Genomic DNA, 16,348 nt, shown 5'->3' with positions numbered 1-16,348 from the left:
TGCAACTGCGACGCTGAGTCGCATTCGGGGCCGCGATGCCCAGAGCGGAGGAGTTCCCATGACCTATGTTTCCGGTTTCGTTGCAGCCGTCCCTGCCGCCAACAAAGACGCGTTCATCGCCCATGCCAAGGCAGGCTGGCCTTGGTTTCAAGAACGCGGCGCGCTGCGCATGGTGGAATGCTGGGGCACGGATGTGCGGCACGGCAAGCAGACCGATTTCTATCGCGCGACCCAGGCCCGGAAGGACGAGGTGCCGCTGTTTTCCTGGGTCGAATGGCCTGACAGGGAAACCTGCGACGCGGCCTGGGCCAGCATGGAGGACGGCAGCGACCTGCCCGAGATGCCAGAAATGCCGTTCGACGGAAAGCGCATGTTCTGGGGCGGCTTCGACCCGGTCGTTCAGGTGGGCGAAAGCAGGCCCGGCAGCTATGTCCAGGGCTTTGTCCTCGCCGCGCCCGAGACCAGCAAGCAGGCCTATATCGACATGGCCAACAGCGCGAGCGCCATGTTCCAGCGGATGGGCGCCCTTTATCAGGCCGAATGCTGGGGCGCCGATGTGCCCCGTGGCAAGCAGACCGACTTTTATCGTGCCGCCGATGCAAGAGAGGGCGAGGTGCCCGTTTTTGCCTGGATCGAATGGCCCGACCGCGCGACCTGCGACGAGGCGGCCCGCAAGATGGAATCCGAGATGGAGGGCCAGGATATGCCGGATATGCCCTTTGACGGGATGCGGATGTTCTGGGGCGGTTTCACGCCGGTCTTCGACAGCAGGGGGTAAGGACCATGGCAAGGATACATGGCCATCCCGTGTGGTTCGAACTTGCGACCGCGCACGGGCAACTGGCGGCGGCGGGCGAGTTCTATGCCTCGGTGCTGGGCTGGCGGGTCGCCGACAGCGGGATGGCGGGGTTCACCTATCGCCTTGCTAGCACCGATGGCGGCATGGTGGCGGGGCTGATGGAGATGCCGGACGATGTTTCCGGGATGCCGCCGGCATGGACGCTGTATTTCGGGGTCGATGACGCGGACCGGGCGGCCGCCGATATCCGCGCGGCGGGCGGGCGGATATTCCGCGAACCCGCCGACATCCCCGGCACCGGGCGCTTTGCCGTGGCCGCGGACCCCCAGGGCGCGGCTTTCGGCATCCTCGCGCCCCTGCCGATGGACGATGGCCGTGCAACGCAGGCCTTCGACCAGCAAAAGGCCGGGCACGCCAACTGGACCGAGTTGATGTCCAGCGACCCGGCGGCGGGCCTTGCCTTTTATGCCGGGGTTTTCGGCTGGACGGCGGGCGAGGCCATGGACATGGGCGCGATGGGCACATACCAGCTGTTCCGCCATGACGGCGGGGACATCGGCGGCATGATGGGCCTGGGCAACGCGCCCCGGCCTTGCTGGCTGGCCTATTTCGGGGTCAACGGCGTCAATGACGCGGTGGGGCGCATTCGCCACGCAGGGGGCACTGTCCAGAACGGGCCGACCCCGGTTCCGGGCGGCGCCCATATTGCGGTGGCCACGGATCCGCAGGGCGCCTGGTTCGCCGTGGTCGGCCCGTTGGAGACAACGGAATGACCCTGGTCCTGACCACCTATGACTGGGTGCCGGATTTCCCGCGCGGCTTTGTGCGCGACATCCGCGTCCGCTGGCTGCTCGAGGAATTGGGGCGGCCCTATCAGGTCGAAACCGTGCCGCTGCGGGAAAAATCGCCCGATCACATCGCACGGCAGCCCTTTGCGCAGGTGCCGTTCATCCGCGAAGGCGACCTGACCCTGTTCGAATCGGGCGCGATCCTGCTGCATCTGTCCGAAGGCACGGTTCTGATGCCGGATGCGCAGCGCCCGCAGGTGCAGCAATGGCTGATCGCCGCGCTGAACAGCGTCGAACCCTTTGCCATGGCCTGGATCATTCCCAAGTTCTTTGACAAGGACGAGGCTGGCGCCGCCCGGCGCGAACCCTTGCTGCGCCAGCGGCTGGGCCAGTTGCAGGCGGCCCTGGGCGGGAAGGACTGGTTGATGGGGGACGGCTTTACCGTGGCCGACCTGCTGATGGCCGACATCCTGCGCATCCCGGCGCAGAACGGGCTGCTGGACGACCTGCACGGCCTTGCGGCCTATGCGGAACGTGCCACCGACCGCCCGGCCTTTCGCAAGGCGCTTGCCGACCATCTGGCCCATTGGCGCGCCGCGGACGAGAAACGATCCCCGGCATAGGTCCATGCCGTAACCCTTGGCCTTTGCCCCTGCTTTCGCTAATCCCGTTTCCAAGCGAAGGGGATCTGCCAAGATGAGCATGGACAAAAGCTTTGACGCCACCGCCGCCGAGGCGCGGATCGGCGCGGAATGGGAACGTCGGAACGCATTTGCGGCGGGTGCCAATGCCCGGCGCGCGGAAACATTCACCGTGATGATCCCGCCCCCGAACGTCACCGGCAGCCTGCATATCGGCCATGCCTTCAACAACACGCTGCAGGATATCCTGGTTCGCTGGCACCGGATGCGCGGCTTTGACACGCTGTGGCAGCCGGGCCAGGACCATGCGGGCATCGCGACCCAAATGGTCGTGGAACGCAAGCTGGCATCCGAGGGCAAGCCGCCCCGCCGCGACTGGGACCGCAAGGACTTCACCGACGAGATCTGGCGGTGGAAGGGGGAATCCGGCGACACGATCATCAACCAGTTGAAGCGGCTTGGCGCATCCTGCGACTGGTCGCGCAATGCCTTCACCATGTCGGGCGCCCCCGGCGCGCCTGCGGGCGAGGAAGGCAATTTCCACGACGCGGTGATACGGGTCTTTGTGGATCTTTACAACAAGGGCATCATTTATCGCGGCAAGCGGCTGGTGAACTGGGATCCCCATTTCGAAACCGCGATCAGCGACCTGGAAGTCGAGAACCGCGAGGTTCCCGGCCATATGTGGCATTTCAAGTATCCGCTGGCGGGCGGCGAAACCTATGAATATGTCGAACGGGACGCCGACGGGAACGTCACGCTGCGCGAGGTGCGCGACTATATCTCCATTGCGACGACCCGGCCCGAGACGATGCTGGGCGACGGCGCGGTGGCGGTCCATCCCGACGATGCCCGCTATGCCCCCATCGTCGGCAAGCTGTGCGAGATTCCGGTGGGGCCAAAGGAACACCGCCGCCTGATCCCGATCATCACGGACGAATATCCCGATCCGAATTTCGGGTCGGGCGCGGTCAAGATCACCGGCGCGCATGACTTCAACGACTATGGCGTGGCGATGCGCAACAACATCCCGCTGTACGCGCTGATGGACAGCAAGGGCGCGATGCGCGCGGACGGGCTGTCCTATGCCGACAGCGCCGCCATCGCGACCCGCGCCGCGCGGGGCGAGGATGTGGGGGACGTGTCCGACGTGAACCTGGTGCCCGAGGATCTGCGCGGCCTTGACCGGCTCGAGGCGCGGCGGCGGGTGGTTGACCAGATCAATGCAGAACGGCTGTCCGTCACCTGGCTGCACAAGGAAATCGACAAGGATACGGGCGCCGAACATCTGGAACGCCGCCCCCTGGTCGATGCCAAGCCGATCATGCAGCCCTTTGGCGACCGGTCCGGCGTGGTGATCGAGCCGATGCTGACCGACCAATGGTTCGTGGACACCGCCCGCATCGTGGGTCCTGCGCTTGATGCCGTGCGCACGGGCCGGACCGAGATCCTGCCGGAACAGCACAAGAAGGTGTATTTCAACTGGCTTGAGAATATCGAGCCTTGGACGATTTCCCGCCAGCTTTGGTGGGGGCATCAGATCCCGGTCTGGTATGGCCTGGATCTGTCGCCCGAAGGCCAGGTGGATGACGACCGCGACGGCGCATTGGACAACGTGGAAATCTTCGCGCTGCTGGAGGAAGGCCTGGTTCATCGCGGCGAAATCCACCACGCCGCCGCCAGTTTCCCCGATGTGGCCGAACAGTTCCGCGACGCGATCGCAGGACTGCCCCAGCCCCTGGAAATCGCCTGCATCGTCGAATGCACCGACCGCGAGGCCGCCATCGACGCCTTCACCAAGGGGTTGGCCGATTACAACCTGACCCAGGATCCGACCCGGCTGGTCTATCCCGTCTGGCGCGACCCGGACGTGCTGGACACCTGGTTTTCGTCGGGCCTTTGGCCTTTGGGCACGCTGGGCTGGCCCGAGGACACGCCGGAACTGCGCCGGTATTTCCCGACAGACGTGCTGGTCACGGGCTTTGACATCATCTTCTTCTGGGTCGCCCGGATGATGATGATGCAGCTTGAGGTGGCGGGCGACGTGCCCTTCCGGACGGTCTATGTCCACGGCCTTGTGCGCGACGAAAAGGGCGCCAAGATGTCGAAGTCGAAAGGCAACGTCATCGACCCGCTGTCGCTGATCGACGAATATGGCGCCGACGCCTTGCGCATGACGCTGACCGGCATGGCCGCGATGGGCCGCGACCCCAAGCTGGGACCGAAGCACGTCGAAGGGGCGCGCAACTTCGTCACCAAGATCTGGAACGCCACCCGCTTTGCCGAGATGAACGGCGTTCGCGGCGGCGGCACGCTGCCGCAGCCCCGGCACACTGTGAACCGCTGGATCATCGGCGAGGTGGCGCGGATCCGCATCGCCACCGATGACGCGCTTGCGACCTATCGCTTCAACGATGCGGCGAACGGGCTTTATGCCTTTGTCTGGGGCAAGGTCTGCGACTGGTATGTCGAATTCGCCAAGCCCCTGTTCGACGGCGACCACGCTGACGAGACCCGCGCCACGATGGGCTGGGTTCTGGACCAGTGCTATCTGCTGCTGCATCCGATCATGCCCTTCGTGACCGAGGAGCTGTGGGCGCTGACCGGAGACCGGTCGAAGATGCTGGTCCATGGCGAATGGCCCGCCTATGGCGCCGAATTGATCGACGCCGATGCCGACCGCCAGATGAACTGGATCATCGCCCTGATCGAAGCAGTCCGGTCGGCCCGTGCCCAGATGGGCGTCCCGGCGGGCGCCAAGCTGGATCTAATCGTGACCGAGGCCGATGCCCCGGCCCGTGCGGCGCTTGCCGCCAATGCGCCCTTGATAGAACGCCTGGCCCGCGTGAATGCGCCGGCTGATGGCGCGGCGGGACGCGGCATGATCGCGGTCGCGGCCCAAGGGGCCAGCTTTGCGCTGCCAATCGGCGAGGTGATCGACGTGGCTGCGGAAACCTCGCGGCTGCAAAAGTCGCTGGCGAAATCCGAAAAGGATGCAGACGGGTTGCGCAAGCGGTTGGGCAATCCGAAATTCGTTGAGAATGCCGAAGCCGAGGTGATCGAGGAAACCCGCGACAAGCTGGTAGCGCTCGACGACGACCTGTCGCGGCTGAGGGCGGCGCTTGCGCAGCTTGCCGCAATGTGAACCCGCCCCTGCCGGTGGCCCTTGGGGATCGGCGGGGTTTTCGACCGGAGGCCGGGGGTGGGGCGATGGGCTGGCTTGAACGGATCGCCGAGAGGATGATGCTGAAGGCCAGGGCCGAGGGGAAACTCTCGGGCCTTGAAGGCGAAGGCAAGCCTTTGCCCTATCGCCCGGCGGGCGAGGACGGCACGGCAGTAGGCTTTCGCATCATGGCACAGGCGGGCGTCCTGCCCGAGGAGATCGTTCTGAAAAAGCAGGTCATCGCCGCGCAACAGCGGCTGGCCACCCTGCCCGAAGGTCCGGAACGCGCGGCCCTGCTGGCCGAGATTGCGCGGCTTCAGATGCGCCAAGCCATCGCCGAAGAAGCGCGCCGCCGCTTTATGCGCGAGTGATCGACTGGATCGCTTGGGGCAGCGCCGTGGCCAGGATATCCAATTCGGGATCTGGCGCACAGCTGATGCGGATGCAGCGGTTCAGGGGCGCCGTGCCGGGCATTCGGATGAAGACCCCTTCCGTTGCAAGCGCATCGACCAAGCGGCGGGCAAAGGCGCCGTCGCGGCCGGTATCCACGGCGACGAAATTGGTCGCGGATGGCAGGGCGGTCATGCCGTTGTCGGCGGCAATGGCTGCGATCCGGCCGCGCGCCCGGTCCACTTCTGCAACCGCCTGCGCCAGCCAGTCCTGATCCGCCAGGGCGGCAAGCGCGCCGATCTGGCTGGTGCGGTTCATCCCGAAATGGTTGCGCACCCGGTCAAAGGCGGCGATCAGATCCGGGTGGCCGATGGCGCAGCCCACCCGGGCACCCGCCATGCCATAGGCCTTGGAAAAGGTGCGCATCCGGATCACGCGGGGATCGTCGGCCGCGATCTTCGGAATGGCGGAGGCGGGGGCGAATTCGGCATAGGCCTCGTCCAGCACCAGCAGCGCATCGGGTGCAAGCCCGTCCAGCATCGCGGTTATCGCCGTGCCGTCATGCCAGCTTCCCATCGGGTTGTCGGGATTGGCCAGATAGACCAGCTTGGCCCCGGTCTGCCGGGCGCGGGCCAGCAGGGCTTGGGGATCCTCGGCGTCGTTGCGATAAGGCACCTTGTCCAGGACGCCGCCAAAACCCGCGACGTGGAAATTGAACGTGGGATAAGCCCCGTCCGACGTGACCACGACATCCCCTGGCGCGACGGTCAGCCGCACCAGCAGGCCCAACAGTGCGTCGATCCCCTCGCCCACGATGATGTTGCAGGCCTGGACGCCATGATGCGCGGCAAGGGCGTGGGTCAGGTCATGGCTGGTCGGGTCAGCGTATTTCCAGACCTCACCGGCCGCCGCCTGCATTGCCGCCACGGCGCGCGGGCTGGGACCGAAGCCATTCTCGTTGGCCCCCAGTCGCGCGGCAAAGGGGCGGCCAGCCTGCCGTTCCAGCGTTTCGGGGCCGACAAACGGCACGGTCGCGGGCAGGTTTGCGGCGATCGGGGCAAGGCGAACCATCAGAAGGCGCGAAAGGTCATGGTCGTCAGGGTGCGGCTGATATGGGGAATGTCGAACAGCTTGTCCGACAGGAAGCGGCCGACATCCTCGTCTTCCGGGATATAGACCTTGGCGATCAGGTCGTAATCGCCCGAGGTGGAATAAAGCTCGGACACGACCTCGCGGTCGTAGATGGCCTCGGCGACCTGATAGGTCTTGCCAGGCTCGCAGCGGAACTGAACAAAGACGGGTCGCATGGGCTCTCCTCTACAATCGGGCGCAGGTTAGACCGCGAGTGCCGGACCGGTCCAGACCCCGTGCGCGTGTCCCCGCCAAAAGCGCGCCATCAGCAGCACGGCGGCCACTGTCAGCCCAATGCATAGGCCCAGCCACAGCCCGGCAGGGCCGAAGCCCAGGGGGAAGGCCAAGCCCCAGGCGACCGGCATCCCTATCACCCAATAGCTGAAGCCCGCGATCCACATCGGCACGCGCGTGTCATGCACCCCGCGCAGGAATCCAAGCGCGATGACCTGGAAGGCATCGGTCAGCTGGAACAGCGCCGCATAGACCAGCAGCGCCGCGCCAAGCGCCACGATGGCAGGCCCGCGCGGATCGGCGGGGTCAAGGTAAAGCCGCACCAATCCTTCGCCAAACAGCAGGTAGATGGTGATCGCAAGCGCGGCAAAGACCAGCGACAGGGCCGTGACGGTCAGCGCCGCGTCCCGCATCCAGGCGGCATCGCCGCGGCCCTTGGCCTGTCCCACGCGCACCGTGGCGGCATTCGACAGGCCCAGATGCACCATGAAGGTGATCGAGCAGATTTGCAGCGCGATCCCGTGGGCTGCCAGTTCCTGCGTGCCGATCCAGCCCATCATCAGGTTCGATCCGACGAACAGCCCCCCCTCGGCCACCATGGTCAGGCCGATGGGCCAGCCCAGGCGGAACACCTGGCGCATGGCCTGGCCGTCCGGCTTCCAGAACCGCTGGAACAGGTGGTATTTGCGCGTGGCAGGCAGCCAGCGGGCATAGATCACCAGCACGACAAGTTGCAGGGTCTGGACGGTCACGCTGGCGATGGCCGCGCCGCGCACGCCCAGCTCGGGAAAGCCCGCGTTGCCGAATGTCAGCAGCCAGATCAGCGCGATATTTACCGGCAGCCCGGCCAGCGTCACCCACATCACCACCTGCGCCCGTTCCAGCGCCGCCAGATAGGAATTGAGCGCCAGGGCACCCAGCATCGGCAGCAGGCCCCAGCCCGCGATGCGCAGGAAATCCTGCGCCAAGGCGGCAACCGTTTCCGTCTGGCCAAGCGCCAGAAGGATCGGCCCGGAAAACCAGAACAAGGGCAGGCACAGGACCGCATGGATCGCCGACAGCCACAGCGCCATGCGGGCGGCGCGGCGAACCTCGGTTTCATCGCCGCGCGCGATGGCGGTGGCGATCAGGCCCATCACGCCGGTGCCATAGCCCATGCCCAGAAAGAACAGGATGTGGATCATCGAGGTTGCGATCACCAGGGCCGCCAGCGCATCGACCCCGTACCAGCCCAGCATCACCGTATCGCTGACATGGATGCCCATGCGTGCCAGATGGCTGCCGATCAGCGGCAGGCCCAGCGACAGGGTCGCGGCGATATGGGGAACGAAGCGGGACATGATTTCGCCATAGCGCGACAGGCACCGCTGCACAATCTGCAAGTCGTGCAGGCAGTTCCCTGGCCTTGTTGAAACTGCCGTCAGCCCTTGCCGATGACCCTGACGCTGCGGACATGGGCCATGATGCGGCCGCGCACCTCGTCGGGTTCGGTCGCGACCGCCTGGATCAGCGCGCGCATATCGCCGCGCGCCGTGTTCAACTGGTCGATCAGCGACATCACCATGCCCAGCACGTCGTCGGGCAGGTCATAAACATCGCTCAGGTCGCAAAGCAGTTGCAGGCGCGCCAGATCGGCCTCGGTGAAGGCGGCGCCCTGGGCGGTGACGACCGGGTTCACGACATGGGCCGCGACAAAGCCTTGCAGGCGCCGGGGATCGAGCCCGTCCAGGATCGCAATCGCTTCGGTTTCCGAAAAATGGCGGGTCATGTCATTTTTCCCCTGCCTTCATCCCGGCTCGCGGGTCATAGGCATGGTCCCTGCGCCAGCCTTCGAAGAACCGGGCCAAGTCGTCGTCCACCCGTGGCGGCATGACGATCTTCAGTTCCACCTGCTGATCGCCGCCATTGATGCCGCGTCCGCGCAGCCGCAGCTTTTGCCCCGTGGTGGCGCCCCGGGGGACCGTCAGGTTGACCGGCCCGTCGATGGTGGGAACCGCGACCTTGCCACCCAGGACCGCCTCGTCCAGGCCGATGGGCAGGGTCAGCAGGATGTCGTCGCCTTCGCGCCGGAAATCGGGATGCGGGGCCACGCTGATCGTCAGGTAAGCGTCGCCCGGCCCGCCCTGGCCCAGCCCATGGCCCCCCTTGCCCTTCAACCGGATGGTCTGGCCGTCGCGGGTGCCCTTGGGGATCGTCACCTCAAGATCGCCGCCTTCTGGCAGGGTGATGCGGGTCTTGCCGCCCTTGACGGCTGTCAGGAAATCGACGGAAAGCGAAAAGCGGTAATCCTGCCCCCTGACATGGAAATCGCGCGGATCCTCGGGGCCGCGCTGACGGCCGCGCCGCCCGAACAGGTCCGCAAACACATCCGACAGGTCGGGATCGGATTCGAAGCCATAGCTGCGGGCATAAGGGTTGCCCGCAGCCTCGGCATGGTCGCGCCAGGGGCGGCGCTGCGCGCGTTCCTGGCCCTGGGCGTCGATCTTGCCTGCGTCGAACTGGCGGCGCTGTTCGGGATCCTTCAGCAGGTCATAGGCGGCGGACGCGGCCTTGAACCGGGCCATGGCGGCGGGATCAGGGTTCAGGTCGGGATGGTCCGACTTGGCAATCCTGCGATAAGCCTTCTTGATCTCGGCATCCGTCGCCGATTTTGTCAGTCCCAAGGCCTCGTACGGATCGCCCGCCATGTCCCGTCCCCCATTTCATCGCCTGCGATCAACAAGATAGGCGCCCTGCGCGTTTCATCAATAGGGCAGCGGATGCAGCTTGTGCAGCCGGTCGATGGCTTTTTTCAGATCGTCGGGCAAGGGTTTGCCCAGGCCCGCGACCAGATGGTCAAGCTGGTCCATCCGCGTGGCCCCGATGATCGGGATCACCCTGAAGGGCCGCGTCAGTTGCCAGGCGATCGCCATGTGGATGGCGTCCCAGCCATGATCGGCAGCCAGCTTGTGATACGCCTCGGTCGCGGCAATCCCCTGCGGCGTCTTGCGCCCGCCCAGGTTCCCCAGGCCGCCGCTGGCCTTGTCCGCCGCCGCCCGGCTGCCTTCCGGCACCGCGCCGTTCGAATACTTGCCCGACAGCAGGCCCGCGGCCAGCGGCGAATAGGACAGCAGCGTCACATCCTCGTTCACTGCAACCTCGGCCCCGTCGGTGTCGAAAAGGCGATACAGCAGCGAGTATTCGTTCTGGATCGCGGCCATGCGCGGGGCGTCTAGGCGGTCTGCCACGTCGCACCAGCGGGTCAGGCCCCAGGCGGATTCGTTCGACAGGCCCACGGCGCGGATCTTGCCTGCCGTTTGCGCATCGGACAATGCGCCCAGAACACTGGCCATGTGGTCCAGCGTCTGCTGTTTCCACTGTTTCGAGGGATCGTAGGTCCAGTTCTGGCGAAAGGCATAGCTGCCCCGGACGGGCCAGTGCAGTTGATACAAGTCGATGCGGTCTGTCTGCAGCCGCCTCAGGGATCCGTCGATGGCCGCGGCCACGATGGCCCCGTCATAAGGGGCGCCGTCGCGGACCATCTGGCTGGGCCCGGTGATCTTGGTGGCAAGTTCCACGCGGTCGCGATTGCCGGTCCGCGCCAGCCAGTTGCCGACAATGGTTTCGGTCAAGCCGATGGTTTCGCGCCGCACGGGATTGACGGGATACATTTCCGCCGTGTCGAAAAAGGTGATGCCCGTGTCCAGGGCGCGGTCCATCTGGGCATGGCCCCCGGCCTCGGGGGTCTGGTTGCCAAAGGTCATGGTGCCGAGGCAGATCCCGCTGACCTCGACATCGCTGCCGCCCAGTGTCACGCGCTTCATGGTGGTTCCTTTCGTCCGTTCGCGCGCACGTTAGCTATGGCGTTTCCGGGCGCAAGCCGGTTCAGGCGCGGGCATAGCCCTGGGACGCGGCGATCAACTGGCGGGTATAATCCTGCTGCGCGGTGCCCTGGCGCAGGGCATCGACGCCCATCACCTCGACAATGCGGCCGCCCTGCATGACGGCCAGCCGGTCGCACATATGGCCCACCACGGCCAGGTCGTGGCTGACCATGACATAGGTCAGACCGTGTTCGGCGCGCAGGTCGGACAGCAGGTTCAGGATTTCCGCCTGGACGCTGACATCCAGCGCACTGGTCGGCTCGTCCAGCAGCAGCAGGCGCGGTTCGGCGGCCAAGGCGCGGGCGATGGCGACCCGCTGGCGCTGCCCGCCCGAAAGCTGGTGCGGATAGCGAAAGCGGAAGCCGCGTCCCAGGCCCACGTCGTCCAGAAGGCGGGCGATCCGGCGGTCGATATCGTCCATGCCTTGCAGGCGCAGGGTTTCCGACAGCACCGCATCGACCGAATGGCGCGGATGCAGGCTGGCATAGGGATCCTGGAAGACCATCTGCACGGTCTTGTAGAAGGCCCGGTCGCGCTTGCGCGCGGCCAGCGGCTGGCCTGCGACCGCAATGGTTCCCGACCAGGTGTCGATCAGCCCGGCAATGGCGCGCAGGATGGTGGATTTGCCGCTGCCGGATTCGCCGACAAGCCCGAAGCTTTCGCCCTGCGCGACAGTGAAGCCGACGTCCCGGACCGCATCGACGCGGTCGGGTTCGAAGCCGAACCAAACGTTCAGGTTTTCGACCCTCAGCATGGGCGGCACCGTTGCAGCGGGGGTTTCACACCCCCGCGCCCCCGTGGGATATTTGCGTGAAGAAGAAGCATCACAGACCCCCCGGAAATTCGGTTTCCAAGCTTTCGGTGATCATGTCGCCGTCGCGCCAGCTGTCCTGGCGTTGCAGCACGGGCAGGCGTTCCTGGGGGGCGTCCAGGCGCGGGAGGCTGTTCAGCAGGCCCCGGGTATAGGGGTGGCGGGCCTGGTGCAGGTCGCGAGCGGCCAAGGTTTCCACGATCCGGCCCGCATACATGATCAGCACCCGGTCGCAGAACTGCGCCACAAGATTCAGGTCGTGGCTGATGAAGATCAGGCCCATGCCCCGGTCGCGGACCAGCAAGTCCATGATGTTCAGAACCTCGGTGCGGACGGATACGTCCAAGGCGCTGGTCGGTTCGTCGGCGATCAGGATCTCGGGGTCGGGGGCCAGCATCATGGCGATCATGATCCGCTGGCCCATGCCGCCCGACACCTCGTGCGGATAGGCGCCCATGACCCGTTCGGGATCGCGGATCTGGACGGCGGCCAGCATGTCCAGCGCCTTCTGGCGGGCTGCCGCGCGGTTGCCGCCCGCGTGCAGGCGGTAAGCCTCGACGATCTGGTCGCCGATGGTCATCACCGGGTTCAGGCTGAACTTGGGATCCTGCATGACCATGCTGATCCGCCTGCCCCGGATCTTGCGCATCCGGCGTTCCGGTTGGTTCAGGATCGACTGGCCCTCAAGCTCCATCCGGTCGGCTGTGACACGGCCGGGCGGGCGGACCAAGCCTAGGATCGCGCGGCCGGTCATGGACTTTCCCGACCCGGATTCGCCGACGACCCCCAGCCGTTCGCGGCCCAGGTCGAAGCTGACGCCGCGCACGGCCTCGAAGGTGCCCTGGCGGGTGGGGAAAGTCACGCGCAGGTTCCGGACGGACAAAAGCGTCATTCCTTGGCCTCCTTTGGGTCCAGCACGTCGCGCAATCCGTCACCCAGAAGGTTGAAGGCCATCGAGACGATGAAGATCGCGATCCCCGGCATGGCGGCCACCCACCAGAAATCCAGGATATAGGTCCGGCCGTCGGAAATCATCGCCCCCCATTCCGGCATCGGCGGCTGCGCGCCAAGGCCCAGGAAGCCAAGCCCCGCCGCTGACAGGATGATCCCCGCCATGTCCAGCGCCACGCGCACGATCAGCGACGACACACAGAGCGGCCAGATATGCTTGATGAGCAGCCTCAGCGGACCCGCCCCTTGCAGGCGCGCGGCTGCGATGAAATCGGCATGGCGGATGGTTAGCGTTTCCGCCCGCGCAAGGCGGGCATAGGGGGGCCATGCGGTCAGGGCCAGGGCCAGCACCGCATTGGTGATGCTGGCGCCCAGGGCCGCGACAAAGGCCAGGGCCAGGATCAGCTTGGGGAAGGCCAGGAAGATGTCGGTGATCCGCATCAGCACCTGGTCCACCCAGCCGCCGGCGAAGCCCGCGACCGTGCCGATGAACAGCCCGATGATCGGCGCGATCAATGCCACGGTGCCGACGATGAACAGCGTGATCCGCGACCCATGGATCAGCCGCGACAAGATGTCGCGGCCAAGCGCGTCGGTGCCCAGCCAGTGTTCCGCGGACGGGGGTTGCAGCCGCCCGGCCAGATCCTGCGCGAAGGGGCTTTGCGGGGCCAGCCACGGGGCGAACACGGCCATGCCGATCAGAAGCACCAGCACGATCAGCCCTAGCATCGCCAGCTTGTTACCCCCGAAAGTCAGCCAGCCCTGATAGAAGGCACCCATCCGCGCCTGGCGTCGGGTCTGGGGCGCGTCGGACAAAAGCCATTCGCGTCTGGACTGGTTCATTTCGACCTCGGGTCCAGCACGCGATACAGGATGTCGCTGAAAAGGTTCAGGGCCACGAAGCAGGTGCCCACCACCACAGTGCCGCCAAGGACCGCGTTCATGTCCCCGGACAGCAGGGCCTTGGTGATGTATTGGCCAAGGCCGGGCCAGCTGAAGATGATCTCGGTCAGGACGGATCCTTCCAGCAGCGACCCGAAGGACAGCGCAATCACCGTGATCAGGGGGATGCGGATGTTGCGGAAGGCGTGCCGCCAGATCACCGCGCGTTCGGACAGGCCCTTGACGCGGGCGGTGGTGATGTATTCGGCGGACAGCTGTTCCAGCATGAAGCTGCGGGTCATGCGGCTGATATAGGCCAGGCTGAAATAGCCCAGCAGGCTGGCGGGCAGGATGATGTGCGAAAACGCGTCCTGGAACGCGCCCCAATCGCCCGCAATCAGCGAATCGACCAGGATCAGCCCCGTCACGGTGGGCACCATCCCGTCATAGATAATGCCCTGCCGCCCCGGCCCCCCGACCCAGCCGAGGATGCCATAGAAGACCAGCAGCCCCATCAGGCCCAGCCAGAAGATCGGCATGGAGTACCCGACAAGCGCCACCACCCGCGCCACCTGGTCGATGATCCCGCCCCGGCGCGCGGCGGCGATCACGCCCAGCGGCACGCCGATCAGCACGCCGATCAGGGTGCCCAGGGTTGCCAGCTCGAACGTGGCGGGGAAGACGCGCTTGATGTCGTCAACGACCAGTTGCCCAGTGGAGATCGACCGCCCGAAATCCCCCGTCAGCACATCGCCCAGATAGCGCGCGAACTGCACATACAGCGGACGGTCCAGCCCCATGGCCTGATAGGCCGCGTCGTATTGCGCCTGGGATGCGCGGTCGCCCACAACCTTCAGGACAGGGTCGATGGGCATGACCCGCCCGATGATGAAGGTGATCAGCAACAGGCCGAGCATGGTCAGGACCAGGGACAGAAGCGTGCCGCCGATGCTGCGCGCGCGGCGGCGGCGTGCGGCGGCGCGGTGGTTGGGCGCGGGGGGCAAGCCCGCCCCCCGGCCAACGGTATCGGTCAGGGCCAAGGCCTATTCGCCCTTCGTCACCTGCCGATACATGACCGAAGTCACGGACCCGCCGGAATTCCAGTTCTGCACATTCTCGCGCAGCCCGGTATTCTCGACCCGCTGGAACAAGGGCACGATCGGGGCCTCGGCCTGGTACTGCTTCTGGATGTCCAGATACATCTGGGCGCGCTTGTCGCCGTCCTGTTCCAGGGTGGCGGCCACCGTGGCCTCGTTCATTGCCTCGGGCACGGCATAGGCGTTGCGCCAAGCCAGAAGGCCGGTCGCCTGCGCCTCGTCGCTGTTGTCGGGGTTATAGGCGAAGGTCGCGGCATTGGTGTTGGGGTCGGAATAGTCCGGTCCCCATTCGCCCAGGAAGATCGGCACGTCGCGGGCGCGATAGGCGTCCAGGACCTGCGCGCCGGTCATCTGCTGGATTTCCAGGGTCAGCCCGGCCTCGGCCATGGAGGCTTGCAGGGCTTGGGCCACATCCACATATTCGCGCAGGTCGCGGACCTTGGTGGTGATGGTCTTGCCGGACATTCCCGCCTCGTCGATCAGGGCCTTGGCCTTGGCGACGTCATAGGTCCAGGGCAGATCCTCCAGGGCGCCCAGATATCCCTTGGGCAGGATCGACTGGTGCGGCACGAAGGTGCCTTTCAGGAAGCTGTTGGCGATGCCGTCGTAATCGACCAGATGCTTCATCGCCTCGATGACCTGGGGGTTCGACAGGACCGGATCCTTCTGGTTGAGGCCCATGTACAGGATCCGGCCGCGCGGCTCGTCCTGGATCTTCACGCCCTCGACAGCGCCGATGGATTCCACGTCGGTCGGCGACAGGTTGCGGGCGGCGTCAATGTCGCCCTGTTCCAGCAGCAGGCGCTGCGCGCTGGATTCGGCGACGTTGCGGACCACCACGCGCTTCATCGCGGGCGCGCCCTGATAGTAATCTTCATAGGCGGTGAACTGCACGGCCTCGTTCGGGCGCCAGCCGGCCAGGACAAAGGGGCCGGAACCCGCCTCGTTGGTGTTCAGCCAGGTGTTGCCCAGATCCTCGCCCTCGGCATTGGCCATGACGGTTTCCTTGTCCACCACGCTGGCGATGTTGGCAGTCAGGCAGTTCAGCACGAAGGTCGGCGCATAGGGCTTGTCCATGTGCAGCGTCAGGGTCGTGTCGTCGAAGGTGATCTTTTCTTCCACATTGTCGGCCGTGAAGCCGAACTGGGTCAGGATGAAGGCCGGGGTCTTGTCCAGCTTGACCGCGCGGTGCAGCGACCATGCGGCATCCTCGGCGCGCACCGGGTTGCCGGAATGGAAGGTGACGCCTTCGCGCATCTTGAAGGTGATGGACAGGCCGTCTTCGCTGACTTCCCAGCTTTCGGCAAGCGACGGCTTGAAGCCCGCCTCCATGTCCAGCGGGTCGAAATCGACAAGCCGGTCATAGGTGTTCTGGTTCACGTCGTTGCCGGAAAATTCAAAGCTCTGGGCCGGATCCAGGCTGATGATGTCGTCGATGGCGGCGGCCACGACCAGCGTGTCGGCGGGGGTTTCCGCCCAGGCCGCAGGCGCGATCGCCAGGGCCGAGGCCAGCAGGATGGCGCGCGGGGTCAGAAGGTGTTTCATGGTGGTTCCCTGTTCTTGTCGGCCCCGCCTTGGGTGCGGGTTGCATGACGTGA

General features: G+C 65.8%; 16 protein-coding genes. 5 read left to right on the top strand and 11 right to left on the bottom strand.

The features are described 5' to 3' along the window. Positions 1–58: 58 nt before the first annotated feature. From LZ585_RS02710 to LZ585_RS02690, 5 genes are all read left to right on the top strand, one after another. A complete protein-coding gene (locus LZ585_RS02710; protein WP_234854925.1) occupies positions 59–778 on the top strand; it encodes a DUF1428 domain-containing protein in 720 nt (239 codons plus the stop codon). A 5-nt stretch (positions 779–783) separates the two neighbouring features. Continuing rightward, complete coding sequence (locus LZ585_RS02705; RefSeq protein WP_234854924.1) at positions 784–1,572, top strand: VOC family protein; 789 nt, start codon at positions 784–786, stop codon at positions 1,570–1,572. Continuing rightward, the gene (locus tag LZ585_RS02700; protein ID WP_234854923.1) at positions 1,569–2,210 is read left to right on the top strand and encodes a glutathione S-transferase family protein; all 642 of its coding nucleotides are present in this window, start codon (positions 1,569–1,571) and stop codon (positions 2,208–2,210) included. Before LZ585_RS02705 ends, LZ585_RS02700 begins: the two co-directional genes overlap by 4 nt. 73 nt (positions 2,211–2,283) lie before the next feature. Continuing rightward, entirely contained in the window at positions 2,284–5,373 is a 3,090-nt protein-coding gene (locus LZ585_RS02695) for a valine--tRNA ligase (RefSeq protein ID WP_234854922.1), read from the top strand. 65 nt (positions 5,374–5,438) lie between these two features. Beyond that, positions 5,439–5,762 (top strand): DnaJ family domain-containing protein, encoded by a 324-nt coding sequence (locus LZ585_RS02690; protein WP_234854921.1) that lies wholly within the window; start codon positions 5,439–5,441, stop codon positions 5,760–5,762. Here the strand turns inward: LZ585_RS02690 and LZ585_RS02685 are convergent. From LZ585_RS02685 to LZ585_RS02635, 11 genes are all read right to left on the bottom strand, one after another. Next, a complete protein-coding gene (locus tag LZ585_RS02685) occupies positions 5,749–6,852 on the bottom strand; it encodes a pyridoxal phosphate-dependent aminotransferase (protein WP_234854920.1) in 1,104 nt (367 codons plus the stop codon). The genes LZ585_RS02690 and LZ585_RS02685 overlap by 14 nt on opposite strands. Next, entirely contained in the window at positions 6,852–7,088 is a 237-nt protein-coding gene (locus LZ585_RS02680; protein WP_234854919.1) for an Lrp/AsnC ligand binding domain-containing protein, read from the bottom strand. Before LZ585_RS02680 ends, LZ585_RS02685 begins: the two co-directional genes overlap by 1 nt. Before the next feature lie 27 nt (positions 7,089–7,115). Then, positions 7,116–8,486 (bottom strand): MATE family efflux transporter, encoded by a 1,371-nt coding sequence (locus LZ585_RS02675; RefSeq protein WP_234855727.1) that lies wholly within the window; start codon positions 8,484–8,486, stop codon positions 7,116–7,118. 80 nt (positions 8,487–8,566) lie between these two features. Then, on the bottom strand, positions 8,567–8,914 hold the full coding sequence (locus LZ585_RS02670; protein WP_234854918.1) for a hypothetical protein: 348 nt from the start codon (positions 8,912–8,914) through the stop codon (positions 8,567–8,569). 1 nt (position 8,915) lies between these two features. Further along, entirely contained in the window at positions 8,916–9,833 is a 918-nt protein-coding gene (locus LZ585_RS02665) for a DnaJ C-terminal domain-containing protein (RefSeq protein ID WP_234854917.1), read from the bottom strand. Between the two features lie 57 nt (positions 9,834–9,890). Beyond that, positions 9,891–10,949 carry an aldo/keto reductase gene (locus LZ585_RS02660; protein ID WP_234854916.1) on the bottom strand — a complete coding sequence of 353 codons (1,059 nt, stop codon included), beginning with the start codon at positions 10,947–10,949 and terminating at the stop codon, positions 9,891–9,893. A 61-nt stretch (positions 10,950–11,010) separates the two neighbouring features. Beyond that, complete coding sequence (locus LZ585_RS02655; protein WP_234854915.1) at positions 11,011–11,763, bottom strand: ABC transporter ATP-binding protein; 753 nt, start codon at positions 11,761–11,763, stop codon at positions 11,011–11,013. Positions 11,764–11,833: 70 nt separating this feature from the next. Further along, entirely contained in the window at positions 11,834–12,712 is an 879-nt protein-coding gene (locus LZ585_RS02650; RefSeq protein WP_234854914.1) for an ABC transporter ATP-binding protein, read from the bottom strand. Next, on the bottom strand, positions 12,709–13,614 hold the full coding sequence (gene nikC, locus LZ585_RS02645) for a nickel transporter permease (protein ID WP_234854913.1): 906 nt from the start codon (positions 13,612–13,614) through the stop codon (positions 12,709–12,711). The genes LZ585_RS02650 and nikC overlap by 4 nt, the downstream gene beginning before the upstream one ends. Then, a complete protein-coding gene (locus tag LZ585_RS02640) occupies positions 13,611–14,603 on the bottom strand; it encodes an ABC transporter permease (RefSeq protein WP_256445660.1) in 993 nt (330 codons plus the stop codon). Before LZ585_RS02640 ends, nikC begins: the two co-directional genes overlap by 4 nt. A 93-nt stretch (positions 14,604–14,696) precedes the next feature. Continuing rightward, the gene (locus LZ585_RS02635) at positions 14,697–16,295 is read right to left on the bottom strand and encodes an ABC transporter substrate-binding protein (protein WP_234854912.1); all 1,599 of its coding nucleotides are present in this window, start codon (positions 16,293–16,295) and stop codon (positions 14,697–14,699) included. Positions 16,296–16,348: the final 53 nt, after the last annotated feature.

Origin of the sequence: Paracoccus everestensis, assembly GCF_021491915.1 — a bacterium.
Taxonomy (GTDB): Bacteria; Pseudomonadota; Alphaproteobacteria; order Rhodobacterales; family Rhodobacteraceae; genus Paracoccus; species Paracoccus everestensis.
Note: the sequence above shows the minus strand (reverse complement) of the source record. Positions and strands in the feature narration are given on the sequence as shown.